Raw genomic sequence first — 25014 nt, forward strand, 5'->3', positions numbered from 1 at the left:
GTGCCGCCGCGTTTGGGGGGCGCGGCGGGGGGTGGGGGACGGCCGCCGGAGAACCGCTCGACGACCGGTGACATGTACAATTGCACATGTCATCTCACGCCGGAACCCCCCGCGGCCGGATCAACTGCCCCGCATAATCCCGGAGTTGACGCCCGGGCCCCCATCGCCGCATCCGCGCCGGAAACCCGGGCCCGCCCTCAGCGGACCGTCGCCGGGGCACCGCGGTCCACGGCCGGTGCGCCCCGGTCCGCCGCCGCGCCGGCCTGCCGGTCCCAGGTCAGGCGCAGCGCCACGGCCGCCAGAGCGGCGAGGGCGAACCCGACGCCGACCCACGGAAGCGACCGACTGCCCAGCGCGGCGAGCACCCACCCTCCGACAGCGGTGCCGACGGTGATGCCCAGGTTGGAGAACGAGACGAACAGGCTGTTGCCGAACTCGGGCGCGTCCTGCGTGTCGCGGCCCAGCCAGTTCTGACACACGATGAGCCCGCCGGAGTGCACGGCCGCCCACAGCGGAACGAGACCGATCATGGGCGCGGTCCGCGCCCCGAGGGCGAACACCAGGACCTGGACGAGGGCGAACAGGACCGGGAGGAGCAGCACGGTGCGGATCGCGCCGACCCGCAGCAGGGCGGCGAAGGCGAAGTTGCCGAAGACCATGACGACACCGAACGCCATGAGCATCACGCTGATCCGCGAGCCGCTCATTCCGGTGACGGCGCCGAGGTACTCCGCGAAGTAGCCGTACACGGAGAAGAGCGCCGCGAACACCAGGACGACCGACATGACGGTCAGCCAGATCCGCCCACTGCGCAGCACCCGCAGCTGGCTGCCGTAGGACAGCCGATCGCCGGCCGGCATCGCGGGCAGGAACCGCAGGACGCCGGCGAGGCCGAGCAGGTTGACGGCCGCGCCGAACCAGAAGGCGGCCTGGAGCGAGAAGTGGTCCGCCAGGTAGGACGTGAACGGCACGCCGAAGGCGAAGCCCGCCGTGATGCCCGCGAAGACCCGGGCGGTGGCGCGGGTCGCGTCCTCCGGTCGGCCGAGTCGCACTGCCGTCGCGAGCGCGACCGAGAAGAAGACCGGATGCAGCAGGGCCGGGACGATGCGGAAGGCGAGCATCACCGCGAAGTGCGTGCTGAGCGCGTAGACCGCGTTCGAGACGGCGAAGACGCCCATGGCGGCGGCCAGTACGGCCCGACGGTCGAGGCGGGAGGCCGCGAGCGTCATGAACGGGCCGGACACGGCCACGACGAGGGCGAAGGACCCCACGAGCAGCCCCGCAGTGGAGGGGCTGACGTTCAGTCTGGAGGCGACCTGCGGCAGCACGCCGACGATGCCCATCTCGGTGGTGATGATGCCGAAGACACCTACGGCAAGCGCCAGGACGGCCGGCGAGCTTCTTCTCATGATCGTCTTTCCGGGGGAGCGCGGGGCGAGTCGCATCCATATATCGCGGTTACTAGATATGACAGCGGGCAGTGGGGCGCGGGACGGCGAGCAGCCCGCTCACCGGTGGAGCGGGCCGCCTCGTCGCGCTTGGGGCAGGAGGTCAGAGTTCGTTGCGGACATGGGCGGCGAGCGCCTGGATCATCCGTTCGTTGCGCCGGTAGTACGTCCACTTGCCGATCCGCTCGGACTCCAGCAGGCCGGCCTCCTTCATCGCCTGCAGGTAGCTGGACACCACGGACTGGGAGAGGCCGGACCGCGCCTGGATGTCACCGACGCAGACGCCGACGTGGAACCCCAGGCCCTGCTCGCGGTAGGCACTCTCGTCGAAGTGCTCGGCCGGGTTCTTCAGCCACTGGAGGATCTGCAGGCGCGCCGGGTTGGCCAACGCCTTGTACATGGCCAGTTGGTCCACGATGCGCCCTTCGACTCGCTCCGCCGATGTCGCATCTACTTTTTGCGATTTTTGGAATCGTGTCAAATGCGCGGGGGGAGGCGCGCCGCACATCGCCTCCCCCCACGCCTCCCCCGCCGACCCGTCGACCCGTCGACCTACCCGGTGAACCGCCCCGCCAGCTCCTCCAGGTCGGCGACGAACCACAGCTGCAGCCCGCGGTTGCTCTCCCGCACGAAGTCCCGCAGCGCGTCCGACCGTTCCACGTGCGGCGCGACGTCGCCCACCACCGCGAGACCCATCCGGTACTGCGCGAACTTCTGCACCACCCCGCCCGCGACCCCGCTGCGCAGCCGGAAGAACTCCGCCCCGAACCGCTCCACCGGCACCGCCACCCAGGACGCCCCCAGGTAGTACGCGTTCCCCAGCAGGTCCACCGCGTCCTGCTCGCCCGCGACCGGCTCGCCCTCCGCCGCGCACACCAGCACCTGGACCCCGCCCAGCTCCTGAACCGCCGTCACCGCACCTCTCCCGTCAGATCGTCGATCAACCCGAGCACGTCCCCCACCCGCCGCGGCGGCCCCAGCACCACGAACCGCAAACCGCTCCGCGCCTCGTCCCGCACCGCCTGCACCCACAGCGGCCGCGACTCCCCCGACGACCAGGCCCCCGCCGCCGCGAGCACCGCCGTCACCAGCCGGTCCCCCTCCGCCCGCCCCACCCCGTCCACCTGCACCACCGCGGACACCTCCGCCCGCGAAGGACCCGCGGAGTCGGCGACCGCGCCTCCCCCGGTGAACGCCTCCACCTCCGCCCGCGCGATCCGGTACTGCTTCCCGATCCGCACGGCCTTCAGCTTCCCGTCCCGGACATAGCCCCGGACGGTCTTCACGTGCAGCCCCAACAGCTCGGCCACATCCTCGACGGAGTAGAACTCCTGCACGCCGCACCCTTCCCTATCGTTCCCCATTTCGCGACCTGAAGGGAAGAATACGGCGCACTCTGCTACCAGCCCAACTCCACCGGTCCCACCGGCCGCAGCCCGACCTGCTGCGCCGGCCACTCGGCGCGGTCCTCGTCGCCCGACCGGCCGGTTCTCCAGGTGGAGCTCGACCGGAAGCACCTCCGCCACTCGCGGATCCCTCGCCGCCGCTATGGCCCGCACCTCGTCGTTGGACACGGCGCTGCTCGGATCGGCCGAACCGACCACCCCGTCCGGGAACGCGGCAACCACGCGCTGCGCCTCCGCCGCCGTCAGCGCCTGCACGGACGCACCGACGTGGAAGCCGTCCATGGGGATGACGAGGCCCAGCAGCTTTGCAGCCGCAACCGCCCCCGCTCACCCCGTTTTCGACTCGACACGAACGAGGCCCCGCCGCCCTGGCCTCCAGGGATCGACGGGGCCTCTCAACTGCCGGCCGGCGCAGGCGCGGTCAGCGCAGCGGGTCGGACGCCTCCGGTCGGGCCGCGCCGGCGAGGCGGTTGCGGCGGAGCAGGCCGACGGCGGTGGCGACGACCAGCAGGGCGAGGACGACGGCGGCGTTGCCGAGCAGTTCCTGGGCGTCGAGGGGCGTGTTGCGATAGAGGGGCGCGGCGGTCATCGCGGCCCACGGCAGGGCGGCCAGGGCGACGCCGGCGGCCCGCAGGCGGCCGGTGGCGGGGTCGGCGAGGCGCAGGGCGTAGGCGACGGCCATCACGACCGCCGGCCAGGCGGCGAGGGCGTCGAGCGGGAGCTGCTGAGCGGGCGGGAACTGGACGGCGAGGGAGTCCTCGCCCCAGTAGCCGATCCACAGGGCGTCGACAGCGCACATCGGCAGGGCGACGGCGATCGCGGCGGCCACCGCCCGGTTGCGGCCCCGCCGGGAGAGGTCGACCGCGTCGGGCGGCGCGAGCAGCACCAACACGCCCATCAAGGCCCAGAGTTGGACCAGGTGGACGGACGACATGGCCGCCGGCTCCGGACGGAACTGCGCCGCCACCACGGCCACCAGGACGAGCGCCCGGGCCGGAGTCCAGCGACCGAGCGCGGCGCACAGCAGGGCGAGCACCCACGGCGCTCCCTGGACGCCGTCCGCCGCCCAGGAGGGCTCGAAGCCGTAGTGGGCGCCCGGCAGGATCAGGTCGGTCAGCAGGTGGAGCACGCCCAGGGCGGCCCCGCCGGCCAGCAGGAACGGCGCGGCGGCGGCCAGGACCCGGCCCGCGGGGTCGCGGGAGCTGAGCCGGGTGCGCAGCCGCAGCGCGTGCGCGGCGAGGACGGCCCACTCGCGGACGGCGGTGCGGCGGTCGGCGCGCCGGACCGATTCGGCGAAGACGGCGACGATCTCCTCGCCGTGCGCGGCCCGGTACCCGGCCGGGTAGAGGCGGTGCAGCAGCCCGGCTCCGGAGGTGGGCGAATGGGTCATGCCATTCCCCCGCTCGGTCGCAACCCGCCGAGGGCGAGCCGCCGTTCGGCCTCGGCCGCACCGGCCCGCAGCCGCCGGGTCTCCTCGGTCAGGGTGTGGCGGCCCTGGTCGGTGAGGGCGAAGCTGCGGCGCAGCCGCCCGTTCACGACCTCTTCGCCCTCGACCTGGACGAGCCCCTGCTGGAGCAGCCGGTCCAGTGCCGTGTAGAGGGTGCCGGTGAGCATCTTCGTCCGGCCGCCGGTGATCGCCAGGACTTCCTGGAGGATCGCGTACCCGTGCCGGGGCTCGTCGGCGAGCGCGGTGAGCACGAGCCTGGTCGGCTCGGTCAGTTGACGGTCTGTCATGCCGCAACGATAGGTCAACCATTTAGATATGTCGATGGTTTAGCTATGCACCCTCCGAGCCCGAGCCCGAGCCCGACCCCGGCCCCGACCCCGGCCCCGCGCGACGCTTCCCCGGCCCTCGCGCCCCGTTCCCCCCGTCCTTCCGGCTCCGCGAAAAAACCGTTTGCATCCACCGGTGCACTGACTAAGGTGGTCCGAGTCCGCCCGCAAGCACCCATGCGCGGGTGGTGAGACGAGTGAGGAGGTGTGGCCAGGATGGTTGCCGCCGTGACGCGGCGCGCTTTCGCCTGCGCGCCATACGCCTCCTCCCCTCGTCTTCTCCCCACCGGCTGACAGCGCGTCGTACCGCGCCCCGGTGGGCCACTCCTCAGGAGCCACCGCAGTGCGCGAGCGCTTTGCCGACAGCGATTCCTTCTCCCGTATCCGCCCCAAGGGCGCTTCCCGTCGTGGCCGCAAGGCCGACCGTTTCGACGACGCCGAGCCCGAGTACCTGTACTTCCCCTCCGAGGACCACGACGAGTTCGACGACTCGGAGGGCGAGACCCCCCCGGTCACCGACGGCCCGCCCGTGGGCGACCGCTGGTCGACGTGGGACCAGTCCACCCCGACCGAGAAGGGCCCGCAGCCGCGCCCCGATTGGGTGATCACCGAACTCGCGGCCGTCGACACCGAGTTCGGCATCGTGAAGACCGGCAAGGAGGCGGACGTCTTCCTGCTGGAGCGCAGTGTCCCGGGCACCGAGCGCCGCACCCTGATGGCGGCCAAGCGCTACCGCGATGCCCAGCACCGCATGTTCCACCGCGATTCGGGCTACCTGGAGGGCCGCCAGCACAAGGAGTCCCGGGTCAGCCGGGCGATGGCCAAGCGCACCGCGTTCGGCAAGGAGGCGATCGCCGGCCAGTGGGCGGCCGCCGAGTTCACGGCGCTGTGCCGCCTGTGGTCGGCGGGGGTCGCCGTGCCGTACCCGGTGCAGATCACCGGCACCGAGATCCTGATGGAGTTCATCGGCGACGAGGCCGGCACGGCCGCCCCGCGGCTGGCCCAACTGCGCGCCGAGGAGGCCGATATCGACGACCTCTGGGAGCAGCTGGGCCGCAGCCTCTCCCTGCTGGCGTACGACGGCTACGCGCACGGCGACCTCTCGGCGTACAACATCCTGGTGCACCACGGCCGCCTGGTGATCATCGACGTCCCGCAGATCGTGGACGTGGTGGCGAACCCGCGCGGCCGCTCCTTCCTGGAGCGGGACGTGCGCAACGTCGGCGCCTGGTTCGTCTCCCGGGGCCTGCCGCCCGAGCAGGTGGAGGCCCTGGTGGCGTCGCTCGCCGAGGACGCCAGGCTGCGCGGCTGACCGGGCGCCGGCTCAGTCGCTCGGCCAGAGGATGAACCGCGGCAGCGTGATGCGCCGCGGTTCTCCGCCGTGCGCGGCCGTCGCGCCGAGCGCCCCGCGGATCTCGTACAGGTGCGCCACGGTGAGTTCCAGCGGGGCCTCGTACGGCTGGTAGGTGTAGCGGATCGGGTAGTCGAGGCCGGGCCGGACCGACATCTCGATGTGGCAGCCGAGCACGTGGGTGACGGGCCGCCGTTCGGCCAGGTCGATCATCCGGTCGATGCTGTGGCCGAACGCGGCCCAGTCCTCGATGTAGAGCCGGCCGGGGTAGACGGTGTCGCCGGTGAGCAGGAATCCGCTCCACGGGTCGTAGTAGGTGACCGAGGCGGCGTGGTGGCCGGGGGTGGCCAGGCACTCCAGCACCCGCCCGCCGAGGTCGATCCGGGCGACGGCCTCCGGGTCGGCGTCGAAGCCGAACCACGGCCAGGCGCTGTCCTTTCCGGCCGGCACCAGCTCCGTCGCCGGCCGGTCCGCGAACTGCCCGTCCCCGGCGACGTGGTCGCCGTGCGCGTGGGTGTGCACCACCAGCAGCCGGTAGTCCTCCCGCGGGTTGCGCGCCAGCCAGCCGTCGATCAGCTCGTCCACCGTCCGCCGCAGCGGCAGGTACTCGGCCTCGGCGGTGGCCCCGGTGTCGATCAGCACGGCCCGCTCGTTGCCGAACAGCAGGTACAGGAACGGCGCTTCGTAGTTGACGGCCATGTTCTGCCGCAGGATCACGGTGTGCTCGTCGTACGCGTACACCTGCAGGTCGGGGTCGGTGTTGTGCTTGGCCGACGGTGAGCCGTGGTGCCAGCTGACGTCCAGCGGCCGCGCCTCGGGCCGTCCGGTGGTGAAGTCGATCGCCACTGCGCGGTTCCTCCGGATCTCTCCTGCACGGCCAGCCACTTGACCGTACGTCAGTACCAACGATCCACTCGAACGGACGTGCCCGGACGGCGTGTAGAGTCGCCGCGCGAAGAGGGGCCCGGCCTTCCCATCGGGTGGCCGAGCAGCCAGACTCTTCTTGTTGACAGGTCGTACACCATGCTCGGGGGAAACGGGACATGTGGGGTCGGGGGACGGTGCTCGGGGGCCGCTACGCCCTCACCGAGCGGCTCGGCAGCGGTGCCATGGGCGAGGTCTGGCGGGCGGACGACCAGGTGCTGGGCCGTCAGGTCGCGGTGAAGATCGTGCTTCCGGCGCTGATGGAGGACGAGGTCTTCGCGGCCCGGTTCCGCCGCGAGGCGACCGTGCTGGCGGCGATGAACCACCGCGGCGTGGTGCACATCCACGACTACGGCGAGGACGCCTCCGACCCGTCCGCGAAGATCGCGTACATCGTGATGGAGCTGCTGACCGGCCGCCCGCTGGACCGGGCCAAGGGCCGCGGCAGCTTCCCGCCCGACCGGGCGCTGGACATCGCGGCGCAGATGCTGGACGCCCTGCACGCCGCGCACCTGCAGGGCATCGTGCACCGCGACATCAAGCCGTCCAACCTGATGATCGACCAGGACGGCCGGGTCACCGTCACCGACTTCGGCATCGCCCGGACGCTGGCCGACACCCGGATCACCACCGCCCACGCGGTGATCGGCACCGCCCTGTACATGGCCCCGGAACGCGCCGAGGGCAAGGACGCCTCGGCCGTCTCCGACCTGTACTCGGTCGGCGTGGTGCTGTACGAACTCCTCGCCGGGAAGCCGCCGTTCACCGGCGGGACCCCGCTGGAAGTGGTGCTCAAGCACGTCCGCGAGCCGGTGCCGGAGCTGCCGGAGTCGGTGCCCGCGCCGGTGCGCGCGGTGGTCGCCAAGTCGCTGGCCAAGGAGCCCGGCGAGCGCTACCCGGACGCCGCGGCGATGGCCGTCGCCGCCCGGCAGGCGATGTCCACCCCCGCCGGGCTGGGCGCCGTCGTCGCCCTCGCCGGACCGGACGAGACCCCGCCCGCCGTCGCCGCCCCGGACGCCCCCACCGTGCCCCGGCAGGCCGAACGCCCCGGCCGACGGTGGCTGGTGCCCCTGGTCCTTCCGCTGGTACTGGTCACCGGCGGCGGGGTGACCGCCCACCAGCTCCAGCTGCTGCCCTGGCAGCACCGCCCGGAGTCCAGCACCAGCGCCAACTCCCCTGGCAGCCAGAGCGGTTCCGGCCCGATCGGATCCCCGTCGGGCACTGCCCAGGGCAGCGCCGCCCAGCCGCAGTCCTCCGCCCCGCCGTCCGCCGACCCGGCCGGCAGCCCCGTCCCGCCCGGCGGCACGCCCGACCCGGGTGCTGGTTCAGGTGCAGGTGCGGGTGCGGGTGCGGGTGCGGGTGCCGACAACGGTTCCGGCGGCGGTTCCTCGAACACCAACACCGGCGGGAACACGGGCGGCGGCTCGGGAGGCGCCAACAACGGGGGCTCCACCAACGGCGGCTCCACCAGTGGCGGCGGCTCGAACAACGGCGGTGGTGGCGGCTCCACCCCGAACCCGCCCGCCCCCACCACCCCGAAGCCCCCCGCGGGCGGCGGCCCGGCCTCCGGCTGCGGCGGCAGCGGCTGGGGACGGCTGGTCGACGTCGGCACCGGGCAGGCCGCCGGCCTCGGCTCGGACGCGCTGACGGCGGGCGTCCCGGTGGTGTCGGGCCGCAACACCTCCTACGGCTGGATCAAGACCACCGACGGCACCGGCCAGACCACGTTCACCGCCTGCAAGAGCGGCAGCGGCGTCGTCCTCGGCGGCCGCTACGCCGGCAGCCCCAACATCGCCGAACTGGCCGGCTCCGGCTCCTACGGCGACCTGACCAACTGGAACGTCGTCGACGCCGGTTCCGGCACCTTCCAGCTCAAGTTCGGCTACGGAATCCAGAGTTGCCTCACCGACAGCGGCTCCGGCAACACCCTCACCGTCACCACCTGCTCCCCGGGCGACAAGTCCCAGCTCTTCCGTTTCTCCTGACCCGATCCCGACCCGACTCCCGCGCGCCGCACCGGAGTTGTCACACCTTTGGGGAAGAGTGCCAGGCATGGCCGAACAGTACGTCGCCGCGTTCGCGGTGGACGCCGCACTGCTGCTGCGCCTGCCCGGCTCGGGCGGGACGGGGCTGCTCGGCGTCCCGCGGTCCGCCGCCCTCACCGAGCTGCTCTCCGGCCGCCTGCGGGCCGACGCGGACTCCCGCTACACCGCCCTGCTGCCCGCCCTGGCGGGCACCCTCGGCACCCCGCTGGGCGAGGCCGTCCTCGCGGGCCGCCACTGGGACGAACTCACCGGCGTCTTCCGCACCTTGGGCCTGCCCGCGCTCGCCGAACTCTGGTCCCGCCGCTGGCCCTGGCCGGACGGCGCCACCGACGACCGGCCCTGGCCCTGTCCGACCCTCACCCCGCACGCCACGCTCCGCGCCGTGCTGGCCGACCTCGCCGCCCTCGACCCCGAGTCGCTCCCCGAGCACCCCACGGCCAACCTGGAGGACGACGACCTTGAGGACGCCGCCTGGTTCCTCACCGAGCACCTCCCTACCTGGGCCTCGCACGCCCACGCGCACTCCCTCGACCTGCTGCTGCTCCGCGACGGCACCCGATGACCACCGGCGCCCTGGTGGTGCGCACCGACTTCGCCGATCCCGCGGCCTGGCGGCGCCTGTGCGAAGTGATGGCCACCCCGACCGGGGAGGGCTTCCTGCCCGTCGTCGTCCCGGTCGACGACCCCGCCTTCGCCGGCCTGGCCGTCACCGACCTGACGGCCCGGCTGCCACCGCACTACAGCCACCCGTTGCTGGTCGTCGCCGACCGGCGCACCCTCGCCGACCCCGAACTCCCACTCCTGGCCGCCCACCTGCGCGACCCGGCGACCCCGACCGTCCGAGTGGCCGCCGCCGCACTGTGGGGCATCGAGAACAACCTGTCGATCGCCAACCTGGACTTCGTCGACTTCGTCCGCTCCGCCGGCCCCGACGGAGTCTTCCGCGGCTTCTGAGCGCCCGTCAGGACACCACGTCCTTGGTCGCGAAGCCGCGGAACGCCAGCGCCAGCAGCACCACCGCGTACGACAGCGAGAGCACCACGCCCTGCACCATCCCGCCCCACTCCAACTGCGGCTGCAGCGCGTCCGCCCAGGCGTACTGCCAGTGCGCGGGAAACCACTCGCGCAGCGAGCCGAGCGCCGTGACGGCGTCCAGCACACCGGTGATGATCGACGCGAACACCGCGCCGCCCACCGCGCCCAGTGGGGCGTCCGTCGCCGTGGAGATCCAGAACGCCAGTGCGCCGACCACGACTTCGGCCAGGAAGACGTACAGCACCGCGAGCGCCAGCCGGGGCAGCGCCTCGGTCGCGGAGAGGGTCGCCCCGGTCGGGAGCTTCAGGTCACCCCAGCCGTACGCGGCGGTGCCGACCACCAGGCCGACGGCGGGCAGCAGCACGACCGCCGCGGCCGAGAAGACCATCGCCACGGTGAACTTCCGCGCCAGCAGCCGGGCCCGCGGCACCGGCGCCGCCAGCAGGTAGCGCAGCGAGGACCAACTCGCCTCGGACGCCACGGTGTCGCCGCAGAACAGCGCCACCGGGATCACCAGCAGGAACCCGGTGCCCATGAACAGCAGCGTGGTCGCGAAGTTCGCGCCGGACGCGGTGGCCAGCTCGATGAACGTGGTGCGGTTCTCCCGGCCCGGCGTGCCGCCGATCTGGAACGCCGCCAGCACGACGAACGGCAGCAGCGCCAGCACCCCGCCGATCACCAGCGTGCGGCGGCGCCGCAGCTGCCGCATCGCCTCGACCCGCAACGGCAGCGTCCGCCCCGGCCGGTACCCGGGGGCCGCCGTGTCCATCACCGTACTCATGCCGCTCCTCGGATCAGGGACAGGAAGGCGTCCTCCAGCCGTCGCTGCGGGCCGATGCCCGCCACCGGCACGCCCAGGCGCACCAGTTCGGCGGTCAGCCGGCTCACCGGCAGGCCGTCCAGCCCGACCAGCAGCCCGCCGTCCACCGCCTGCACCGACTCCACGCCGTCCAGCGCGGCCAGCTTCTCCGCGACCGCCTCCGCCTCGACGAAGCCGTCCTCGACGCTCACCAGCAACTGCTCGCCCGCGCCGGTGATCCCGGCGGTCGGCCCGGCCACCACCAGTCGGCCGCGCTCCATCACCACCAGGTGGGTGCAGGACTGCTCGACCTCGGCGAGCAGGTGGCTGGAGACGATGACGGTGCGCCCGGCGGCGGCGTAACGGACCATCACCTCCCGCATCTCGCGGATCTGCGGCGGGTCGAGACCGTTGGTCGGCTCGTCCAGGATCAGCAGGTCGGGCAGGCCCAGCATGGCCTGCGCGATCGCCAGCCGCTGCCGCATGCCCTGCGAGTACGTGCGCACCGCGCGCTCCAGCGCCTCGCCGAGGCCGGCGATCTCCAGCGCCTCCGCGAAGTGCGCGTCCTCCACCGGCCGCCCGGTGGCCGCCCAGTACGACTCCAGGTTGGCCCGCCCGCTCAGGTGCGGCAGGAAACCCGCGCCCTCGACGAACGCCCCGACCCGGGACAGCACCGGCGCACCCGGCCGGATCGCCTGCCCGAACACCCGGATCTCGCCCTCGTCGGGGCGGATCAGCCCCATCAGCATCCGCAGTGTGGTGGTCTTGCCGGCGCCGTTCGGACCGAGCAGTCCGAGCACCTGCCCGGCCTCCACCCGGAACGACAACTCCCGTACCGCGTACCGGTCCACCGAGCCCTTGTACTTCTTCGACAGCCCGGTGATCTGCAACGGCACCCCGGCCAGCTCCGGGTCCGGCGCCGGCGTCGCCGCCCGCCGCCGGCGCGCGAACAGCAGCAGCGCGCCGATCGCCACCGCCACCAGCGGCAGCACCCAGGTCCGGTTCGGCAGCGGCGCGGCCTCGGTGTGCAACTGGTCCACCGTCGGCACGCTCAACGGCCCGGCCGCGGCCAGCCGGTACGTGGCGGCCTGCGCGGGCGAGGCGTACGCCAGGTCGGTGGACGCCAGCACCAGCCGCAGCCGGTGCCCGGCCGGGAACTCGTGGTCCACGGCCGGCAGCGTCACCTGCACCGTCCGCCCGCCCGCCGCGTCCGCGCCGGTCACCCGCAGCGGGGCGACCAACTGCTGCGGCAGCGTCTGCTTCCCGTCCGGCGCGACGTCGTACACCTTCGCGAACAGCACCGCCTCCGGCACGTCCGCCGCCACCTGGACCGACACCGTCGGCGCACCCGTCAGATGCAGCGCGCTGCCCAGCGGCGCGGAGTCGAAGGACGCGAACTGGCCGGGGAAGTCGATCGACAGACCCGCCCCCACCGAGGACAGCTGGGACAGCGCCCCGATCCCCGGCAACGTCGAAATGTTCGGCGGCGCACCGCCGGGCGGGTTCGCCACCTGCTGCTCACGGCCCGTCAGCTCCACACTGCGCTGCGCCGTCCCGCCCAATCCGGGGTAGCTGTCGGCGTCCGCGCCGCGCAGCACCGCCTGGAATCCCGTCGAATCGACGCCGCCGGTGCGCGTCACCCGGAACGCGGGGCCGGTCGAGGCGCCCTCGCCCTTCAAGTAGTGATCGAACCAGGCCGTCACCCTGGCGTCCGAGCGGGTACTGCTCTCCTGCCCGCCGTCGTGCCCCGCGCCGAACCAGTCCACCGCCACCGGCGCGCCGTTCGCGGCCACCGCCTTCGCGATCCGATCGCCCTGGTCGAGCGGGAACAGCGAGTCCTGCTGACCCTGGATCACCAGCGTCGGCACCTTGATCCGATCCGCCACCGCGGACGGGCTCGACTGCTCCAGGACCTTCACCGCGTCCGCGTCCGGCCGCCCGGCCGCCGCCACCCGGTTGTACATCGCGCACAGCTCGTCCCGGAACCGCCCGCACCCCACCGGGCCCTCGGCCCGCACCGGCGACCCACCGCCCAGCCCCGACGCCGAACCGGTGGTGAAGAAGATCCCCGCCCACAGCTTCTTGAACACCCCGTCGGCGGCCGAACTCCCCTGCGCCGCCTGCGGGAACAGCGCATCCGCCAGGTTCCACCAGGTGATCTGCGGCGCGATCGCATCGATCCGCCTGTCGTACCCGGCCGCCAGCAGCGACACCGCCCCGCCGTACGACGCGCCCGTCACCCCGACCCGCGGATCGCCCTCCCCGTCCAACTGCACCTCGGGGCGCTGCGCCAGCCAGTCCACCAGCCGCGACACATCCGCGACCTCACGCTCCGGCTGGTTCAACCCGATCTGCCCGGACGACTGCCCGAACCCGCGTGCCGACCACGTCAACACCGCGTACCCGGCCCGGGCCAACTCCTCGGCCCGCTGCCGCTCGCTCTCCTTCGACCCGCCGAAACCGTGCGCCAGCAGAATCGCCGGACGCCGCCCCGACCCGCTCCCCGTGAAGAACGAGGTGTCGATCCGAACCCCCTCCGACACCTCCAGGAACCGGTCCTCCCGATGCACCGCGGCCGGCTCCCCCGCCACCGCGACCACCGCACCACCCCCCACCAGCAACGCCACCACCGCGCCCCCGGCCACCACCACCCGCCGACGCATCACCCACCCGCGCCATGCCTCAGCGAACCCCATACCCGCGATCCTAACCACGCCCCGAGTAGGCACTTCGTTAACAGCCGGGGGGAGACGAGCGCGAGCAGGCGGGCAGCCGTTCAGAGGCGCGGGGGGCACCTCCCTTCGCTGGTGGGCCACGGGCGGGCGGGTGGGCGCAAAAACCTCAATCCCCCATAATCCGCACGATATGGTGCAAATCCCCCACCCTCCCCGAGGTGCCCCCGTGCTATGGCCTCTCGCCAGCCTCCTCACCGCGATCCTCGCCACCCTCTTCGTCGGCTGGCTGGTCGACCAGACCCTCCAGCGTCTGGCCGCCCGCCACCCGGACGCCCCGGTCTGGGAGTCCCTGCGTCGCTGCCGCATCCCCCTCCAGCTGACGCTGCTGGCCGCGCTGCTGCTCGTGTCCCACCCGATCCGCCGGATCTTCCCCAGCGAGGACAGCGTCGTCCTCCACACCGTCCTGCTCGCACTGATCGCGTCTCTCGGCTGGCTCACCGTCAGGGTCCTGGCCGCCGTCCTGGAGGCGGTCTTCAGCCGCTACGAGACGATCACCGAGGACGCGTCCCGGGTCCAGCGCGTGCGGACCCAGCTCGGTCTGGTCCGTCGGGTCGGCGCGGCGGTGATCTGGGTGGTGACGGTCGGCGCGCTCCTGCTGACCTTCGACGCGATGCGCACGGTGGGCGCCAGCCTGCTCGCCTCCGCAGGCCTGATCGGCATCGTGGCGGGCATCGCCGCCCAGTCCGCGCTCGGCAACTTCTTCGCGGGCCTGCAGATCGCGTTCAGCGACACCGTCCGGATCGGCGACACGGTGGTGCTGGAGGGTCAGCAGGGCACGGTCGAGGAGATCACCCTCTCCTATCTGGTGCTGCGGCTGTGGGACTACCGCCGCCTGGTGGTCCCGGTCTCGTACTTCGTCTCCAAGCCGTTCGAGAACTGGACCCGCCGCGACCCGGGCCTGCTCGCCTGGGTGCTGCTGCACCTGGACCACCGCACCCCGATCGACGCCCTGCGCGCGGAACTGGAGCGCTTCCTGACCGGCACCGACCTGTGGGACGGCGAGGAGTGGTCCCTCACCGTCACCGACACCACGCCGTCCACCATCGTGGTCCGCGCCATGATGACCGCCCGCGACCCGGACGCCACCGCCGCCCTCAAGCTCGCCACCCGCGAACACCTGATCGCCTACCTGAGGGACCACCACCCGGACGCCCTCCCCCGCGTCCGCACGACCTAAAGCCGCCGGACGGCGAGGGTGGCGGCGTGCGGACATGCTCTTCTCCCGGCGGGTGCCGGCCCTTCCGGGCCAGGAGGCGCGTGGAACCTCGAAAAGGTCCACGCCTCGCCCGTTCCGTGGAACCACGACCAGGACACCCACGGTCACGCCGACTCCACGAAGCGTCACCATGGGGAGATGACTTGGCAAGCCGATATCGCCATCGACCCGGACGGCGTCCACCGCGCCGCCGTCCTGATGCGGGAGTCCGCCTCGGACAGCCGCCGCGGGTTCCTGCTGGACGACGCCCGGACCGCCGGCGGCGCGCATCGCGGCTGGCAGGCGGCCGACGCCAGCACCCGCTGCGTCGCGGCCTGGCGGGACCGCCTGCACCGGGAGGCGGACGAGGTCGAGGCCGCGGCCGACGCGCTCCGTGCCTCCGCGAATGCCTACGTCAACACGGACGGCGCGACGGCCGTCGCCCTCTCGGATGACGCGCAGTGGCTGCGGGGGGCCTGATGCTGACCCTCGACGACCTGGACCACGCCCAGCCCGGGCTCTGGCAGCAGGCCTGCGACGACGCCCTCACCACGGCCAGGCACTGCGAGCACCTCGCCTCGGTCGCCCGCGACGAGGTGAACCGGACCCTCGCCGGCGCCTGGACCAGTCCGACCGGCGATTCGGCCCGCGCCCGTTTCGCCCGGCACGCGGAGTCCTACGACTCCGCCGCCCTGTCGATGCGCGACCTCGCCAAGGTCTACGACCGGCTCGCCACGTCGATGGCGGCCGCCCAGCGCACCCTGCACGGCGCACTCGACTTCGCCCGCGACCACCGGCTGAACGTCGGTCAGGACGGCAGCGTGCACCGCGACCCCGGTCCCGTCGACCCGGTGAAGGAAGCCGCCCTCGGCGAGCGGATCCACCAGGCCCAGGCCCTGATCACGGCGGCCCTGCACGACGCCACCGCCGCGGACATCGGCGCGACCGACGAACTCCGCACCCTGGCCCAGCTGTCCGGGATCGAGAGTTCCGGCACCGTCCGGGCCGCTCTCGACCACGACGGCAACAGCGCCCTCGCCGTCGCCCTGCGCCTGCAGAGCACCCACGACGGCCCGCACCGGATCAACGTCCCGCCCGAGCTGATCGACGCGGCCCGCCGGGCGTCCGCCGAGACCGGCATCAGCACCGACCTGCTGCTCGCCGTGATGTGGCAGGAGCAGCAGTGGTACCAGAACGAGGAGCCCGGCCTGGACGGTCCGTTGACCGCCCTCGGGCGGAGGTCCGACCGGGCCGCGGCGGACAGCCTGAAGCCCGACAAGTCCCTCGGCATCACCCACATCAAGCTCGCCACCGCCCGAAGCGTGATCGACGCCGACCCGGCCGGCTTCCCGAACCTCGTCGGGCTCAGCGACGCCCGGCTGGCGGAGTACATCGAGGAACACCCCGCCGAGGACGTCCGGCTGAGCGCCCACCACCTGAAACGGCTCCGGCGGACGCCGGACGGCGCCACCTCGGACAAGCAGCTCTTCCTGCTCTACGCCGCCGACACCGAGCAGGTCCGCCGCGCCAACATCCAGTACGGCGACGACGGTTCGCACCGCGGCGCGGCCATCAAGGACCGGTCCGACAGCTGGGACGCCCTGCAGCAGTCCCTGCGCGACGCGGACGCCTGGAACAGCCTCCCGGAGGCCGAGCGCCGCCGGGCCCTGGACGACCTCGCGTCCCGCACCCCGTCCGACACCGCCGTCGAGCTGAACCCGGTGTACGCCGGGCCGGGCGTGAGCACCCGCGCCCGCGGCACCGCACCGGCGCAGCCCGGCCTGCTCCGCCCGCCGGTCCCGCCGGTCCCGGGCGTCCTGCCGACCCCGGCGCCGAGCCCCGGCCCCGCCCCCACCCCGCCGGCGGGCTGAGCGAGCGATGCGCCGTCCCCGCCCCGCCCGTGCGCTCGCCGCCGTGCTGTCCGCCGCCTGCCTGGCTTCCGGCCTGGTCTCCTGCGGCGGCGACGACGGACGGCCGCCCCGCGTGCCCATGCCCTCGAACGTGCCGACCGTGCCGCAGTTCCCCGACGCCGGCGCGCTCGTCGGCGCCCTCGAACGGGCGGGCGTCCCCTGCCTGGTCACCCTGCACAGCAGCCTCCCCGGGGGATCGAGCACCGACTGCACGACGACCGTCGACGGCGACACCTTCGAGTACGTCGTCGACGTGTACAACCCCGAGCAGTTCACCCGCGACGACATCGGCAACGCCATCGCGGCCGGGCGCACCGCGTACCACCAGACCTTCGTCGCCGCCGGGAACTGGAGCATCAACGTCGTCGACCCCACCTACGCGCCGCGGATCGCGCAGATCCTCGGCGGTGCGGTGCTCCCCGGCGACGGGCCGAGCGCTCCCGCCCGCCCGCTGCCCGTGATCCCGACGTCGCCCCGCTACGACAGCGTCGCGCAGCTCGCCGCGGCCCTCGACGCCTCCGTCGGCTGCGAGGACCGGAAGACGGAACCCGGCGGCTCGCTGGCCTGCCGGACCGGAAGCCGGGTCGGCCACGGGCCGAACTGCGCGAGCCTGCGGGTCTTCGGCAGCGATGCCGGGCGCGACCGGTCCCTGCGCGGGGCGCTCTCCGGTCCCGGCATTCCCGGATACCTCGCCGCGGGCGCGAACTGGTCGGTCAACCTGTGCGACTACGGGCTCGCCGACCGGGTCGCGCGGGACCTCGGCGGGGTCGTCGTCTCCTACGACGGCGGCTGAACGCGCGAGGGGCCGCGGCCGGAATCCCGACCGCGGCCCCTCGTCCGCCCGAGAGCGCTGCTCGCCCGAGCGCGCTACAGCACTCGCGTCATGGTGCGGTGCGGAATCCCCGCGTCGTCGTACTCGGGCCCATGGGCCGCGTAGCCGAGCCGCTCGTAGAAGCCCAGCGCCTGTACCTGCGCGTGCAGTTCGAGCTCCGTCGCGCCGTGCTCGCGGCCCAGCTCCTCGACGGCCCGGACCAGCCGGACGCCCAGGCCGGTGCCGCGCGCGGCCGGGACCACGGCGAGCCGGCCGAGCAGCACCCGGCCGGCGATGCCGCCGGTGAGAGTGAGCGCCTCGGCGCCCGAGATCAGCCGCGCGGTGCCGAGCGGGGCGCCGTCCTCGCCGACCGCCAGCAGGTGCGCCGAGGTGGCGTCGTACTCGTCGTACTCCAGCTCGGCGGGGATCTCCTGCTCCTCGACGAACACCGCGCGCCGCACCGCCCACACGGCGGCCAGGTCGTCCTCGCTGTCGGCGACCCGGATGACGACGGCCATCTCAGCTCTCCGCCGCGATGACGTCCAGCGCGTGCTGCAGGTCCTCGGGGTAGGCGGAGGTGAACTCCACCCAGCGCCCGTCCTCGGGGTGCTCGAAGCCGAGCGAGACGGCGTGCAGCCACTGCCGGGTCAGGCCGAGCCGCTTGGCGAGCGTCGGGTCCGCGCCGTAGGTGAGGTCGCCGACGCAGGGGTGGCGCAGCGCCGACATGTGGACCCGGATCTGGTGGGTGCGGCCGGTCTCCAGCTTGATGTCCAGCAGCGAGGCGGCGCGGTAGGCCTCGATCAGGTCGTAGTGGGTGACGGACGGCTTGCCGTCCCGGGTCACCGCCCACTTCCAGTCGCTGCTGGGGTGGCGGCCGATCGGCGCGTCCACGGTGCCGGACAGCGGGTCGGGGTGGCCCTGGACCAGCGCATTGTACTTCTTCTCGGTGACCCGGTCGTGGAACTGCCGCTTCAGGTCGGTGTAGGCGCGCTCGGACTTGGCGACCACCATGATCCCGGAGGTGCCGACGTCCAGGCGGTGCACGACGCCCTGGCGCTCGGCGGCGCCGGAGGTGGAGATCCGGTAGCCGGCGGCGGCGAGGCCGCCGATGACGGTGGGGCCGGTCCAGCCGGGGCTGGGGTGCGCGGCGACGCCGACCGGCTTGTCGATGACGACCACGTGGTCGTCGTCGTGGATGATCCGCATGCCCTCGACGGCTTCGGCGACGATCTGCACCGGCGCCGCGGGGGCGGGGATCTCGACCTCCAGCCAGGATCCGGCGGTGACCCGGTCCGACTTCCCGGCGACCGCGCCGTCCAGGGTGACCTTGCCCTCGGCGGCGAGCTCGGCGGCCTTGGTGCGGGAGAACCCGAACATCCGGGCCAGGGCGGCGTCCAGCCGCTCGCCCTCCAGGCCGTCGGGTACGGGGAGGCTACGGGTCTGCGCTGCGATACTCACCCACCCGAGTATGCCCGACCCGGACCCGCCCCCTTCCCGCCAGTGGGCCCGTCAGGCCTTGGACGGCCCGTCCTCGCCGTCGTCCGTCGACCGCTCCTCGGTCTTGGCGGCGGGGGCGCCGTGCGTGGTGCCGTCCGGGTTGGAGCCGCGGAAGGAGAGCAGGACGACCAGGATGCCGCCGCAGACGATCGCCGAGTCGGCGAGGTTGAAGACCGCGAAGTGCTGGACCGAGATGAAGTCGACCACGTGGCCGCGGAACACGGACGGGGAGCGGAACAGCCGGTCGGTGAGGTTGCCGAGCGCCCCGCCGAGCAGCAGGCCGAGGGCGATCGCCCAGGGCAGGCTGTACAGGCGGCGGGCGATCCGCCAGATCACCACGATGACGCCGGTGGCGATGGCGGTGAACAGCACGGTCAGCGCCTCGCCCATGCCGAACGCGGCGCCGCCGTTGCGGATCACCTGGAGGGTCATCCAGTCGCCGATCACCCGGATCGGCGCGGTGCGGTCCTCCAGGTGGGCGACCACCAGCAGCTTGGAGCCGAGGTCGATCAGGTAGGCGAGCAGCGCGACGCTCAGCAGCACGCTGATCCGGCGGCGGCGGACCGCGGCACGGCCCCCGTCGGCGGCGGTGGCGCCGCCCTCGGCCCGGCGCTCCCCGGGCGCGGCGGGGCTCACCCGGTCACCCGCCCCGGTGGAGGGGGCGCTGGGGACGGCGTCGTCCTGGGTCTGGTGGGAACCTGGAGTGCTGATGATCCGCTCCGCTGCCGTGGGAAAAGCCGGTCGACGTTACGGGGACGAGAGTACGACACCCGTCGCCCCGTTGGCCGCCCTGTACGACAATGTACGGCGCGCAGGACGGCCGGGGCGTGGGCCGCGGTCAGCGGCGCTCCTGCTTCGCCTTGCAGCTGACGCAGAGGGTGGCCCGGGGGAACGCCTGCAGGCGGGCCTTGCCGACGGGCTTGCCGCAGGACTCGCACAGGCCGAATCCGGCGCCTTCGAGGCGGGCCAGCGCGCGTTCGGTCTGGGCGAGCGAGTCGCGCGCGTTGTTGGCGAGCGACAGCTCGCTCTCCCGGTTGATGTTCTTGGTGCCGGCGTCGACCTGGTCGTCGCCCGCGCCGTCGTTGGAGTCCCGCATCAGGCCGGCGATGGCGGCCTCGGAGGCCTCGATCTCGGAGCGCAGCCGGAGCAGGTCGGACGCCAGTTCGTCGTGCAGTTCGGCGACCTCGGCGGCCGTCCACGGCTCTTCGCCGGGCCGGACCGGCAGCTCCGCCGGGTCGACCGACTCGGCGCCGCCGCGCGCGCCGGAGCCGGCCGGCACGTGCGAGCGGCTGCTGGCCCCGGTGTGTCCGGTGGTGCCGGTCTTTCGCCGCGCAGTACTCACGGTCCCCTCCCCTGGGTCGCTCGCCACGGCCTTGCGCGACCTCGTGGTCACGGTTCCTGTCGCCTTCTCAGCCATGGCTTTCGACCTCATTCACGAATGATCAGAAGCGTCGGTTCCCGACGATCTTGCCGGTCCCGGAACGATAAACCTCATCGAATCGCCCCACAACGGGACATACCGAAGCGTTTCTCCGATCCCACCCGCGCAGCCTCCGTCGGTGTCGACGCTGCCCGAAGTTGTGCCCAGAACGCCTCCGGCTAACCGCCCGGGGCCCGGCTCGCGGGTGCGCGAAACGGCTTGCGAGGGCCGATACACTGGGCCGTGCAAGGCGCAGACGGGACGAGTACCGACGTTACGCAGCCATGAGCGACCCGGGGACGGTGCGAGCCCGGGGGTGTGCACGGCGGGAAGATCACCCCCGAGCCGCCGGAAGAACGGCCAGTTCAACGGCCTACTAGACCCGGCAGCAAACCCAAAGAGAGGGCCGCAGCGCGCGCGGTCAAGGAGGGTGGTACCGCGGGGCGGCTCGCCGTCTCGTCCCTCCGTCGGAGCCAGTCCACGCATCCGCCGGAGGTTGACGCACCCCATGTCGCCCACCTACAACGCCGTTCCCGCGCAGGTCGACCTGCCCGCGCTGGAGCACCAGATCCTCTCCTTCTGGCAGGACCAGAAGGTCTTCCAGCGCAGCCTGGAGCAGTCCCAGGGCCGCCCCGAATGGGTGTTCTACGAGGGCCCGCCGACCGCCAACGGCATGCCGGGCGCGCACCACATCGAGGCCCGCGTCTTCAAGGACGTCTTCCCGCGCTTCCGCACCATGAAGGGCTACCACGTGGCCCGCAAGGCCGGCTGGGACTGCCACGGCCTGCCGGTGGAGCTCGCGGTGGAGAAGGAGCTGGGCTTCTCCGGCAAGCCGGACATCGAGAAGTACGGCATCGCCGAGTTCAACGCCAAGTGCCGCGATTCGGTCACCCGGCACACCGACGCCTTCGCCGAGCTCACCGAGCGGATGGGCTACTGGGTCGACCTCGACCAGGCCTACCGCACCATGGACCCCTCGTACATCGAGTCGGTCTGGTGGTCGCTCCAGCAGATCTTCGACAAGGGCCTGCTGGTCCAGGACCACCGCGTCGCCCCGTGGTGCCCGCGCTGCGGCACCGGCCTGTCCGACCACGAGCTGGCCCAGGGCTACGAGACCGTGGTCGACCCGTCGGTCTACGTGCGCTTCCCGCTCACCTCCGGCCCGCTGGCCGGCACCGCCGCCCTGCTGGTGTGGACCACCACCCCGTGGACCCTGGTCTCCAACACCGCCGCGGCCGTCCACCCCGAGGTGACCTACGTGGTCGCCACCGACGGCAACGAGCGCCTGGTGGTCGCCGAGCCGCTGGTCGCCAAGGCCCTCGGCGAGGGCTGGGAGACCACCGGCGAGTCCTTCACCGGCGCCGAGATGGAGCGCTGGGCCTACCAGCGCCCGTTCGAGCTGGTCGAGATCCCGGACGCCCACTACGTCCTGACGGCCGAGTACGTCACCACCGAGGACGGCACCGGCATCGTCCACCAGTCGCCCGCCTTCGGCTCCGACGACCTCGCGACCTGCCGCCGCTACGGCCTCCCGGTGGTCAACCCGGTGGAGACCGACGGCACCTTCTCCCCCGAGGTGCCGCTGGTCGGCGGCGTGTTCTTCAAGAAGGCCGACGAGACCCTGGTCGCCGACCTGTTGGCCCGCGACCTGCTGTTCCGTCACCTCCCGTACGAGCACAGCTACCCGCACTGCTGGCGCTGCCACACCGCGCTGCTGTACTACGCGCAGCCGTCCTGGTACATCCGGACCACCGCCGTCAAGGACGCGATGATCCGCGAGAACGAGGCCACCAACTGGTACCCGGAGACGGTCAAGCACGGCCGCTTCGGCGACTGGCTGAACAACAACATCGACTGGGCGCTGTCCCGCAACCGCTACTGGGGCACCCCGCTGCCGATCTGGCGCTGCGAGGACGACCACCTGACCTGCGTCGGCTCGCTCGCCCAGCTCTCCGAGCTGACCGGCACCGACCAGTCGGAGCTGGACCCGCACCGCCCGTTCATCGACGAGGTCACCTTCGCCTGCCCGCAGTGCTCCACCACCGCGGTCCGGGTGCCCGAGGTGATCGACGCCTGGTACGACTCGGGCTCCATGCCGTTCGCGCAGTACGGCTACCCGTACCGCAACAAGGAGCTGTTCGAGCAGCGCTACCCGGCGCAGTTCATCTCCGAGGCGATCGACCAGACCCGCGGCTGGTTCTACACCCTGATGGCCGTCGGCACCCTGGTGTTCGACAAGAACTCCTACGAGAACGTCGTCTGCCTGGGCCACATCCTGGCCGAGGACGGCCGCAAGATGTCCAAGCACCTGGGCAACATCCTCCAGCCGATCCCGCTGATGGACCAGCACGGCGCCGACGCGGTCCGCTGGTTCATGGCCGCCGGCGGCTCCCCCTGGTCGGCCCGCCGGGTCGGCCACGGCACGATCCAGGAGGTGGTCCGCAAGACCCTCCTCACCTACTGGAACACCGTCGCCTTCCAGGCGCTGTACGCCCGCACCGCCGGCTGGGCCCCCTCGGCGAACGACCCGGCCGCCGCCGACCGCCCGCAGCTCGACCGCTGGGTGCTGTCCGAACTGCACACCCTGGTGCGCGAGGTGGACGCCTCCTACGAGGCCTACGACACCCAGCGGGCCGGCAAGCTGCTGTCCGGCTTCGTCGACGACCTCTCCAACTGGTACGTCCGCCGCGGCCGCCGCCGCTTCTGGCAGGGCGACGCCGCCGCACTCGCCACCCTGCACGAGGCGCTGGAGACCGTCACCCGCCTGATGGCCCCGCTCACCCCGTTCATCACCGAGCGGGTCTGGCAGGACCTGGTCGTCCCGGTCACCCCGGACGCCCCGCTCTCCGTCCACCTCTCCAGCTGGCCGGTCGCCGACGAGACGCTCATCGACGCCGAGCTCTCCAAGCACATGGCGCTGGTCCGCCGCCTGGTCGAACTCGGCCGCGCCACCCGCGCCGAGAGCGGAGTGAAGACCCGTCAGCCGCTCTCCCGCGCGCTGATCGCCGCCCAGGGCTGGGAAGAACTCCCCGCCGACCTGCGGGCCCAGATCGCCGAGGAACTCAACGTCTCGGTCCTCGAATCGCTCGCCACGGTGGGCGGCTCGCTGGTCGACACCTCCGCCAAGGCCAACTTCCGCGCCCTCGGCAAGCGTTTCGGCAAGGGCGTCCAGGACGTCGCCAAGGCCGTCGCCGCCGCGGACGCCGCGAAGCTCGCCGCGGAGCTCCGCGCCACCGGCGAGACCTCGGTCGAACTGAACGGCGAGACCGTCGCGCTCTCCCCCGACGAGGTCGTCATCACCGAGACCCCGCGCGAGGGTTGGGCCGTCGCCAACGAGTCCGGCGCGACCGTCGCCCTCGACCTGGCGATCACCCCCGAGCTCAAGCGGCTCGGCGTGGTCCGCGACGCGATCCGGCAGATCCAGGAGGCCCGCAAGAACTCCGGCCTCGACGTCGCCGACCGCATCCACCTCCAGCTCGCCACCACCGACGAGGACACCCTCGCCGCCCTGACCGAGCACCAGTCCCTGGTGGCCGCCGAGGTCCTGGCCGAATCCCTCGGCCTCACCATCACCGACCCGGACGCCCCCCGCTTCTCCGACGAGGGCCTCGCCCTGGAGTTCACCCTCCGCAAGGCCTGAGCGCTGCCCTCCGGCAGGAGCGAACCCAGGGGCGCGGGGAACTGCGCGAGCAACCCTGCACCAACCGCAAGATCGCGTCGTGACGGCAAGTAAATGCCCACGGCGCGATCTTGCTGTGCGGTGCCTTCCGCTGCGCGCAGTTCTCCCCCAGCCCTAGCGGGCCGGGAGGTACCCCCACGCGCCCCCGGTTGTGCTCTCCCTCGTCCCGAACCCATACGCGAAGGGCGCCCCCAGCCGTCATGGCCAAGGGCGCCCTTTCAAGTGCGCGTTGCGGAACCGCTAGTTGTCGCCGTCCTCGTCGATCAGGAAGCCTCGCATCGGAGCGGGGGCCTGCTGCATCGGCTGCGGGGGCTGCGGCCGCACGGCCGCCATCGGCTGGGTCATGCCCGCCGGCGCCATCGCCCCGTTGGAGCTCGCGGAGGCGCCGCCGAAGGACGGGGTGCCGGCCGAGCTGCCGAAGGAGCTGCCACCGAAGGACTGGTTGCCGCCGAAGGACGGGGTGGAGCCGAACGACGGTGCCGAGGAGGACATCGCGCCGGCACCGGCGGGCGCCATCGACGACGCGGCCGGCGGCAGCGACGCGGTGGCGGGGATCCGCGGCGGGGCGAGCGAGTCGTCCGCCTGCGACTCCAGCTGACGCAGCTGGGTCTCCAGGTAGGACTTCAGGCGGGTGCGGTACTCGCGCTCGAAGGCGCGCAGGTCCTCGACCTTGCGCTCCAGCGTGGCGCGGGCGGACTCCAGGGAGCCCATCGCGACGCGGTGCTTCTCCTGCGCGTCCCGCTCCAGCGCGTCGGCCTTGGCGCGGGCGTCGCGCTCCAGACCCTCGGCGCGGCTGCGGGCCTCGCCGACGATCTTGTTGGCCTCGGAGCGGGCCTCGGAGATGGCCTGGTCCGCGGTCTGCTGGGCGAGCGCGAGGACGCGGGCGGCGCTGTCGCCTCCGGGGCCCTGCTGCTGCTGCATCGGGTTGCCCATCGGCTGCAGCATCTGACCGCCCATCGGCTGGACCAGCTGCTGCTGGCCGCCCA

The 25014-nt window shown here is 72.9% G+C and carries 22 protein-coding genes and 1 pseudogene; 9 read left to right on the top strand and 14 right to left on the bottom strand.

Annotation, left to right across the window (positions count from 1 at the left end; genetic code table 11):
- Positions 1 to 197: 197 nt before the first annotated feature.
- The 6 genes from IEZ12_RS07725 to IEZ12_RS07750 all read right to left on the bottom strand — a co-directional run bounded on the left by IEZ12_RS07725 (position 198) and on the right by IEZ12_RS07750 (position 4588).
- A complete protein-coding gene (locus IEZ12_RS07725) occupies positions 198 to 1409 on the bottom strand; it encodes an MFS transporter (RefSeq protein ID WP_229847321.1) in 1212 nt (403 codons plus the stop codon).
- Between the two features lie 142 nt (positions 1410 to 1551).
- A complete protein-coding gene (locus tag IEZ12_RS07730; protein WP_189271352.1) occupies positions 1552 to 1863 on the bottom strand; it encodes an ArsR/SmtB family transcription factor in 312 nt (103 codons plus the stop codon).
- 137 nt (positions 1864 to 2000) lie between these two features.
- Entirely contained in the window at positions 2001 to 2363 is a 363-nt protein-coding gene (locus IEZ12_RS07735; protein WP_043913463.1) for a DUF4180 domain-containing protein, read from the bottom strand.
- The gene (locus IEZ12_RS07740; protein WP_229847322.1) at positions 2360 to 2785 is read right to left on the bottom strand and encodes a helix-turn-helix domain-containing protein; all 426 of its coding nucleotides are present in this window, start codon (positions 2783 to 2785) and stop codon (positions 2360 to 2362) included. Before IEZ12_RS07740 ends, IEZ12_RS07735 begins: the two co-directional genes overlap by 4 nt.
- Positions 2786 to 3275: 490 nt before the next feature.
- Positions 3276 to 4244: a hypothetical protein gene (locus IEZ12_RS07745; RefSeq protein WP_189271353.1), complete on the bottom strand. Its 969-nt coding sequence runs from the start codon at positions 4242 to 4244 to the stop codon at positions 3276 to 3278.
- Entirely contained in the window at positions 4241 to 4588 is a 348-nt protein-coding gene (locus IEZ12_RS07750; RefSeq protein WP_043913465.1) for a PadR family transcriptional regulator, read from the bottom strand. Before IEZ12_RS07750 ends, IEZ12_RS07745 begins: the two co-directional genes overlap by 4 nt.
- Before the next feature lie 382 nt (positions 4589 to 4970).
- Between IEZ12_RS07750 and IEZ12_RS07755 the strand changes: the two genes are divergently transcribed.
- Entirely contained in the window at positions 4971 to 5939 is a 969-nt protein-coding gene (locus tag IEZ12_RS07755) for a serine protein kinase RIO (protein WP_229847323.1), read from the top strand.
- 12 nt (positions 5940 to 5951) lie between these two features.
- On the opposite strand, the gene IEZ12_RS07760 is transcribed toward IEZ12_RS07755, so the two are convergent.
- Positions 5952 to 6824 carry an MBL fold metallo-hydrolase gene (locus IEZ12_RS07760; RefSeq protein WP_229847324.1) on the bottom strand — a complete coding sequence of 291 codons (873 nt, stop codon included), beginning with the start codon at positions 6822 to 6824 and terminating at the stop codon, positions 5952 to 5954.
- Positions 6825 to 7021: 197 nt separating this feature from the next.
- On the opposite strand from IEZ12_RS07760, the gene IEZ12_RS07765 reads away from it, so the two are divergent.
- From IEZ12_RS07765 to IEZ12_RS07775, 3 genes are all read left to right on the top strand, one after another.
- Complete coding sequence (locus tag IEZ12_RS07765; RefSeq protein ID WP_189271354.1) at positions 7022 to 8887, top strand: serine/threonine-protein kinase; 1866 nt, start codon at positions 7022 to 7024, stop codon at positions 8885 to 8887.
- Between the two features lie 67 nt (positions 8888 to 8954).
- Entirely contained in the window at positions 8955 to 9509 is a 555-nt protein-coding gene (locus IEZ12_RS07770; RefSeq protein ID WP_189271355.1) for a hypothetical protein, read from the top strand.
- Positions 9506 to 9901 (top strand): DUF6924 domain-containing protein, encoded by a 396-nt coding sequence (locus IEZ12_RS07775; RefSeq protein ID WP_189271356.1) that lies wholly within the window; start codon positions 9506 to 9508, stop codon positions 9899 to 9901. The genes IEZ12_RS07770 and IEZ12_RS07775 overlap by 4 nt, the downstream gene beginning before the upstream one ends.
- Before the next feature lie 7 nt (positions 9902 to 9908).
- Here the strand turns inward: IEZ12_RS07775 and IEZ12_RS07780 are convergent, their stop codons facing one another.
- Both IEZ12_RS07780 and IEZ12_RS07785 read right to left on the bottom strand, forming a co-directional pair.
- Positions 9909 to 10763, bottom strand: coding sequence for an ABC transporter permease (locus tag IEZ12_RS07780; RefSeq protein ID WP_189271357.1), 855 nt, complete (start codon positions 10761 to 10763; stop codon positions 9909 to 9911).
- Complete coding sequence (locus tag IEZ12_RS07785) at positions 10760 to 13477, bottom strand: alpha/beta fold hydrolase (RefSeq protein ID WP_189271358.1); 2718 nt, start codon at positions 13475 to 13477, stop codon at positions 10760 to 10762. Before IEZ12_RS07785 ends, IEZ12_RS07780 begins: the two co-directional genes overlap by 4 nt.
- 205 nt (positions 13478 to 13682) lie before the next feature.
- On the opposite strand from IEZ12_RS07785, the gene IEZ12_RS07790 reads away from it, so the two are divergent.
- From IEZ12_RS07790 to IEZ12_RS07805, 4 genes are all read left to right on the top strand, one after another.
- Positions 13683 to 14693 (top strand): mechanosensitive ion channel family protein, encoded by a 1011-nt coding sequence (locus tag IEZ12_RS07790; RefSeq protein WP_229847325.1) that lies wholly within the window; start codon positions 13683 to 13685, stop codon positions 14691 to 14693.
- A gap of 177 nt (positions 14694 to 14870) precedes the next feature.
- Positions 14871 to 15191 (top strand): hypothetical protein, encoded by a 321-nt coding sequence (locus tag IEZ12_RS07795; RefSeq protein WP_043913470.1) that lies wholly within the window; start codon positions 14871 to 14873, stop codon positions 15189 to 15191.
- A complete protein-coding gene (locus IEZ12_RS07800; protein ID WP_189271360.1) occupies positions 15173 to 16582 on the top strand; it encodes a hypothetical protein in 1410 nt (469 codons plus the stop codon). Before IEZ12_RS07795 ends, IEZ12_RS07800 begins: the two co-directional genes overlap by 19 nt.
- Positions 16583 to 16589: 7 nt before the next feature.
- Positions 16590 to 17414 (top strand): hypothetical protein, encoded by an 825-nt coding sequence (locus tag IEZ12_RS07805; protein ID WP_189271361.1) that lies wholly within the window; start codon positions 16590 to 16592, stop codon positions 17412 to 17414.
- 74 nt (positions 17415 to 17488) lie between these two features.
- Here the strand turns inward: IEZ12_RS07805 and IEZ12_RS07810 are convergent, their stop codons facing one another.
- From IEZ12_RS07810 to IEZ12_RS07825, 4 genes are all read right to left on the bottom strand, one after another.
- Positions 17489 to 17950, bottom strand: coding sequence for a GNAT family N-acetyltransferase (locus tag IEZ12_RS07810; protein WP_189271362.1), 462 nt, complete (start codon positions 17948 to 17950; stop codon positions 17489 to 17491).
- A gap of 1 nt (position 17951) precedes the next feature.
- A complete protein-coding gene (locus tag IEZ12_RS07815; protein ID WP_100587029.1) occupies positions 17952 to 18890 on the bottom strand; it encodes an RluA family pseudouridine synthase in 939 nt (312 codons plus the stop codon).
- Between the two features lie 51 nt (positions 18891 to 18941).
- Positions 18942 to 19643: a signal peptidase II gene (lspA, locus tag IEZ12_RS07820; protein WP_083462459.1), complete on the bottom strand. Its 702-nt coding sequence runs from the start codon at positions 19641 to 19643 to the stop codon at positions 18942 to 18944.
- A gap of 124 nt (positions 19644 to 19767) precedes the next feature.
- Complete coding sequence (locus IEZ12_RS07825; protein WP_229847327.1) at positions 19768 to 20271, bottom strand: TraR/DksA family transcriptional regulator; 504 nt, start codon at positions 20269 to 20271, stop codon at positions 19768 to 19770.
- A 586-nt stretch (positions 20272 to 20857) separates the two neighbouring features.
- On the opposite strand from IEZ12_RS07825, the gene ileS reads away from it, so the two are divergent.
- The gene (gene ileS, locus IEZ12_RS07830; RefSeq protein ID WP_189271363.1) at positions 20858 to 23989 is read left to right on the top strand and encodes an isoleucine--tRNA ligase; all 3132 of its coding nucleotides are present in this window, start codon (positions 20858 to 20860) and stop codon (positions 23987 to 23989) included.
- A 279-nt stretch (positions 23990 to 24268) separates the two neighbouring features.
- Here ileS and IEZ12_RS07835 read toward each other — a convergent pair.
- Positions 24269 to 25014, bottom strand: a pseudogene (locus IEZ12_RS07835) (cell division protein DivIVA); the annotation flags it as partial.

The sequence above is a fragment of the Kitasatospora griseola genome, from assembly GCF_014648555.1.
GTDB classification, from domain to species: domain Bacteria; phylum Actinomycetota; class Actinomycetes; order Streptomycetales; family Streptomycetaceae; genus Kitasatospora; species Kitasatospora griseola.